The organism is Micromonospora sp. URMC 105 (assembly GCF_051386295.1).
Taxonomy (GTDB): Bacteria; Actinomycetota; Actinomycetes; order Mycobacteriales; family Micromonosporaceae; genus Micromonospora.
The window spans coordinates 1-5,156 of record NZ_JBPQTL010000171.1 but is presented as its reverse complement, the minus strand read 5'-3'; the positions used below and the strand labels follow the sequence as shown (position 1 = coordinate 5,156).

Sequence of the window (5,156 nt, the reverse complement as noted above, 5' to 3'; positions counted from 1 at the left end):
GTCAGCGGGGGCGGAGGGCTCGGGTCAGGGGGGCGAGGCGGGCGGTGAGGCCGGCCAGGCCGCCGGGGAAGAAGTAGACGGCCAGGATGAAGACGGTGCCGAGGACGAACAGCGGCTGGCTCAGCGGACGGCTGAGGACGGCCGGGAGGCTCTCCACGGCGTCGCTGGTGCCGAAGGCGGTGAGGCGGTGATCCAGGTACATGTAGAGGATGCCGCCGAGCACCGGGCCCCAGCGCGTGCCGGGGCCGCCGAGCACCACCATCACCAGCAGCGAGAGGGTCAGCTCCGAGGAGGTGATGTGCGGCGAGGCGCCGCCGACGATCAGGCAGTAGACCACCCCGCCGGCCGAGGCGAGCCCGCCGGCCAGGGTGAACGCCACCAGCTTGAACCGGTACGGGTCGAGCCCGAGGACGCCGATCCGCCGCTCGTCGTCACGCAGCCCGGCCAGCACCCGGCCGGTGGGCGAGCCGGAGACCCGGTGCACCACCAGGACCACCACCGCCAGGTACGCCAGCGCCAGCCAGTACAGGTTGACCGTGTTGGTCACCCCGACCAATGCCTGCGGCAGCCCGGAGACGTCCAGCGGCAGCCCCTCCTCGCCGCCGGTCCACCCGCCGAAGTCGCGGGCCACCAGGATCGCCCCGACCTGGGCGAAGGCGAGCGTCACCATGGCGAAGGCGATCCCGACGGTGCGCAGCGCGATCGCGCCGAGCAGCGCGGCCAGGGTGGTCGCCCCGGTGACGGCGAGCAGCGCCGCCTGCCACAGCGGCAGACCGGCCCGGGTGACCAGGATGTCCGTGCCGTACACGCCGGCCGCGAAGTAGAGCGCGTGCCCGAAGGAGAGCATCCCGGTACGGCCGAAGAGCAGGTCGTACCCGGCCGCCAGCCCGCCGAAGACCAGGCAGACCGCCAGCAGTTGCAGGGTGCCCGGCGAGTTCAGCGGCCCCTCGAAGATCCCCGGCAGGGTCAGCGTCGAGTACGGCAGGATCGCCGCCACCGCCAGCGCCACCAGCGGCAGCCACGGCCGCACCCCGTGCCAGCGGCGCTGCCCCGGCGTCAGCTCGGCGGGCACCGCCGCGGGCGGGGCCAGCACCTCGGGACTCTTGACCTCGGTCATGCCGTTGCCACCTTTCCGGCGAAGCCCTGCGGACGCAGCAGCAGCACCACGGCGAGCAGCCCGACCACACAGATGTCGCCCAGCCCGGACTCGCCGTAGTAGTTGACGAACTGTTGCAGCAGCCCCACCGCGACCGCCGCGTACGCGGACCCGATCACCGAACCCATGCCGCCGATCACCACCACGATGAACGCGAAGATCAGCAGCGAGCCGCCCTGGCCGGGCGAGACGGTGCCGAAGTAGACGCTGCCCAGCGCGCCGGCCAGCGCGGCGGCGGCCCCGCCGATCGCGAAGACCAGGGTGAACGCCTTGCGGACGTCGATGCCGAGCGCGGTCACCATCTCCCGGTTCTCCACGCCGGCCCGGATCACCAGGCCGTAGCGGGTCCAGCGGAGGAAGGCGAGCAGCGCGCCGAGCACCACGACCGCGGCGACGATCAGCAGCAGTCCGCCGTTGGGCACGTTGGCGCCGAGGATCGGGGTCACCTGACGGGTCCACTCGGGGCGCGGGAACGGTCGCGCGTCGGCACCCCAGGTCGCCTGGAGCAGCGCCACCCCGGCCAGCGACAGGCCGACGGTGACCAGCACCTGTTCGATGGTGCGTGAGTAGAGCGGCCGGATCAGCACCAGCTCCACCAGCACCGCGACGAGGGCACCGGCGAGCACACCGAAGGCGACGGCCACCACGAAGCCGATCCCGTCGGAGCCGGCGCCGGGCAGGTTGCCCGCGGCCCACCAGGTCGCGTACGCGCCGACACCGAGGAAGAGCCCGTGCGCGAAGTTGAGCACGTCGGCGAGGCCGAAGACCAGGGAGAGCCCGGAGGCGACCAGGAAGTAGAGCGCGGCCAGGCCGAGCCCGGTCAGGGCCAGCAGGATCACCGTGGTCATGAGTGCACCTCCGCCGAGCCGACCCCGAGCAGCGACTTGGTGAGCCCGGTCTCCAGCAGCAGTTCCTTCGCGTCCCCGGCCCAGGCGACCTGGCCGGCGGCGAGCACCACCGCGTCGCGGGCCAGCCGCCGGACCACCGCCAGGTTCTGCTCGACCAGCAGCACCGGCACCGACTCGGCCACCCGTTCCAGCACCTCGGCCACCTCGGTCACCACCTTCGGCGCCAACCCCTTGGTCGGCTCGTCGACCAGCAGCAGCCGGTTGTCGTTGAGCAGCACCCGGCCGATGGCGAGCATCTGCTGCTGCCCGCCGGAGAGCGAGCCGGCCCGTTGCCGTCCGCGCCGGTCCAGCTCCGGAAAGAGCGCGAAGACCTTGTCGTACGCGGGGGTGGTGCCCCGCCGTTCGGCGAGCCGCAGGTTCTCCGCGACGGTGAGGCCGGCGAAGACGCAGCGGTCCTCCGGCACGTAGCCGAGCCCGCCGCGGACCAGCCGGTGGGTGGGGCGGGCGAGCAGGCTCTGCGCGCCCATCCGGATGCTCCCCCGCACCTCGCCGCCCGTCGGCGTCAGGCCGACGATCGCGCGCAGCGTGGTGGTCTTGCCGACCCCGTTGCGCCCGAGCAGCACGGTGACGCCGGTCGGCGCGACCGTGAACGACACGCCCTGGAGGATGTGCAGCCCGGCGATCCGCACCGACAGGTCCTCCACGTTGAGAACCGGTTCACTCATAGCGCTTCCCCCAGGTACGCCTCCTGGACGGTGGCGTTGGCCATCACCGTGTCCGGGGTGTCGCAGGCCAGCAGCGCGCCGTGGTGCATCACGGCGATCCGGTCGGCGAGTTCCAGGATCACGTCCATGTGGTGTTCGACCATCAGCACCGCCCGGCCGCTGTCACCGGTCAGCGACTTGATCACCGCGACCAGTTCGGGCACGTCCTCGGCGCTGACGCCGGCCATCGGCTCGTCCAGCAGCATCACCCGGGGTTCCCCGGCGAGCAGCAGGGCGATCTCCAGCTTGCGCTTCTCGCCGTGGGCGAGGGTGCCGGCGAGCGCCGTACCCCGGTGGCGCAGGCCGACGCGGTCGAGCGCCGCGTCGGCGGCGGCGGCCACCTCCCGGTCAGCCGCGGCCCGCCGCCACAGCTTCATCGAGCCACCCCGGTGCGCCTGCACGGCGAGCCGGACGTTCTCCCGGACGGTGAGCGAGCCGAAGACCGAGGACGCCTGGAAGGTACGGCCCAGCCCGAGGCGGGCCCGCCGGTGCGGCGGGAGGGCGGTGATGTCCTCCGAGTCCAGCAGGATCCGGCCCTCGGTCGGCCGCTGCAGGCCGGTGATCAGGTTGAACAGGGAGGTCTTGCCGGCGCCGTTCGGCCCGATCACGCCCAGGAACTCCCCGGGCGCCAGGTCGAGGTGGACGCTGTCGACGATGGCGACCTCTCCGATCCGCCAGGTCAGACCGCGGGTGGCGAGCACGGGTCAGCCCTTCATCCGGGTGACCGGCGGCGCGGTCTCGTCACCGGTCAGGCTCTTCTGGGCGGCGGCGGTGAACGCGGTGCCGCTGCCGGAGAGTTTGGCCTGGTACATCGGCTGGAGCAGGGCGTGGTCCTCGGCGCGGATGGTCATCGACCCCTTCACCCCGTCGAACGTCCAGCCTTCGAGGGCCGTGACCATCTTGTCGACGTCGTCGCCACCCTCGGACACGGCGCGGACGACCATCTGCGCGGCGGCGAAGCCGTCCGGGTGGAACAGGTCGACGGTCCCGCCGGGGATCTTCGCCTTGGCGGCCTTCGCGGCCTCGGTGTCGCTGGCCCCGTCGAAGTAGTGCGACAGGAAGGAGATCTTGCTGCCGGCGGCGCCGAAGGTCGGCCAGGAGGCGCGGATGTCCAGGCCGGTGACGACGGTGGTGGAGCTCAGCACGCCCTGCTGGTCCAGGGTCTGCCACATTGCCGGGGCGGTGGTGCCGGCCCAGGCGACGAAGAGCAGGTCCGGCTTGGCGGCCTTGATCTGGCTGGCGAACGGGGTGAACTCGGTGGCGCTGGCGGGGGCACGGACGCTGCTGACGCCGGCCCCGGCACCGCCGATGACGGCCTTCACGGCGGCCTCGTTGGCGTCGCCGAACGCCCCGTCCTGGGCGAAGACGACGACCTTCTTGCCGGCCGGGTCGCCGATGAACGACTTGGCGGTCACCACGTCCTGGTAGGACTGCCGGCCCGAGCGGAAGGTGTACCTGTTCGCGCCGGTGATCGCGTCGGTGGCGGCCGGGCCGGAGATGAAGAGCACCTTGTTCTGCGCGGCGATCGGGGCGACCTGGAGCGCCACGCCGGACGCCGTCGAGCCGGCGATGATCTTCGTACCCTTGCCGATCAGGTCCTTGGCCGCGGAGACCGCCTTCGCCGGGTCGCCCGCGTCGTCGACCTCGGTCAGCTCGATCTTCCGGTCACCGACCTTGCCGGTGCCCTTGGTGGCGTGGTCGAGGCCCGCCTTGAACCCCTCGATGTACTGCTTGCCGTAGCTGGCCAGCGCACCCGACTGCGAGTACACCAGGCCGACCTTGACCGGGGCGGCGGAGTCACCGCCGCCGGAGGCGGTGTCCTGCGGGCTGCCGCAGGCCGTGGCGGCGAGCGCCGCGGCCATCATCGTGGCGGCGGAGAGGAACGCCCGCCGCGTGTGCCGGACCGTCATCGCGACTCCAGGTGAGGACAGGAAGCATGTGTCGGCTCACGCTAGAAGTGACGTCACCCACGAGCTATGTGGCCCCGGCACACAAGTGATACGGACGGGGTGGCCGACCGTAACAATCGCCGGGCGGGTGCGTCGACGTCACCGGTCCGCGGTGGCCCCGGCCGCCACCACCCGGCCCGCCCGTGTGTCGCGCCCCGCCATCGCCCCCGCCCGTTCCTGTCCTTCGCCCGCCTCACCACCCCGTCGGTGGAACACCACTGATCATCGGCCAGCCCGGCCGTGGAACCTACGTGGCCGAGCGCCCCACAACCTAGGGCCTTCGACGCTAGCGACCTGATGACGTAAATGAATCAGCCGCCGGGAGGGCGCTGATTCATCCATGTCATCAAGTCGGTAGCGCCCGAACCCACCCCTCGAACCCCGCGACGCCACCGGCAAGCTGCGCGCGCCGACCACGGTGGTCCGGGACGCACACCGC

5 protein-coding genes are annotated in these 5,156 nt (G+C 72.3%); all 5 read right to left on the bottom strand.

The features are described from left to right. Nucleotide 1: 1 nt before the first annotated feature. Genes ACSNN7_RS28540 through ACSNN7_RS28520 form a run of 5 tightly spaced genes read right to left on the bottom strand, consistent with a single transcriptional unit; the run spans nt 2 to nt 4,678 of the window. Nucleotides 2-1,117 carry a branched-chain amino acid ABC transporter permease gene (locus tag ACSNN7_RS28540; protein WP_436684149.1) on the bottom strand — a complete coding sequence of 372 codons (1,116 nt, stop codon included), beginning with the start codon at nt 1,115-1,117 and terminating at the stop codon, nt 2-4. Beyond that, on the bottom strand, nt 1,114-2,004 hold the full coding sequence (locus ACSNN7_RS28535) for a branched-chain amino acid ABC transporter permease (RefSeq protein WP_436684148.1): 891 nt from the start codon (nt 2,002-2,004) through the stop codon (nt 1,114-1,116). Before ACSNN7_RS28535 ends, ACSNN7_RS28540 begins: the two co-directional genes overlap by 4 nt. Next, nucleotides 2,001-2,729 (bottom strand): ABC transporter ATP-binding protein, encoded by a 729-nt coding sequence (locus tag ACSNN7_RS28530; protein WP_436684147.1) that lies wholly within the window; start codon nt 2,727-2,729, stop codon nt 2,001-2,003. The genes ACSNN7_RS28535 and ACSNN7_RS28530 overlap by 4 nt, the downstream gene beginning before the upstream one ends. After that, the gene (locus ACSNN7_RS28525) at nt 2,726-3,469 is read right to left on the bottom strand and encodes an ABC transporter ATP-binding protein (protein WP_436684146.1); all 744 of its coding nucleotides are present in this window, start codon (nt 3,467-3,469) and stop codon (nt 2,726-2,728) included. The genes ACSNN7_RS28530 and ACSNN7_RS28525 overlap by 4 nt, the downstream gene beginning before the upstream one ends. Nucleotides 3,470-3,472: 3 nt before the next feature. Further along, entirely contained in the window at nt 3,473-4,678 is a 1,206-nt protein-coding gene (locus ACSNN7_RS28520) for a substrate-binding domain-containing protein (protein ID WP_436684145.1), read from the bottom strand. Between the last annotated feature and the right edge of the window lie 478 nt (nt 4,679-5,156).

What these genes read in the sequence shown, in the direction of transcription:
- ACSNN7_RS28530 (WP_436684147.1), bottom strand. Translation starts at nt 2,729, where the DNA reads ATGAGTGAACCGGTTCTCAACGTGGAGGACCTGTCGGTGCGGATCGCC.
- ACSNN7_RS28540 (WP_436684149.1), bottom strand. Translation starts at nt 1,117, where the DNA reads ATGACCGAGGTCAAGAGTCCCGAGGTGCTGGCCCCGCCCGCGGCGGTG.
- ACSNN7_RS28520 (WP_436684145.1), bottom strand. Translation starts at nt 4,678, where the DNA reads ATGACGGTCCGGCACACGCGGCGGGCGTTCCTCTCCGCCGCCACGATG.
- ACSNN7_RS28535 (WP_436684148.1), bottom strand. Translation starts at nt 2,004, where the DNA reads ATGACCACGGTGATCCTGCTGGCCCTGACCGGGCTCGGCCTGGCCGCG.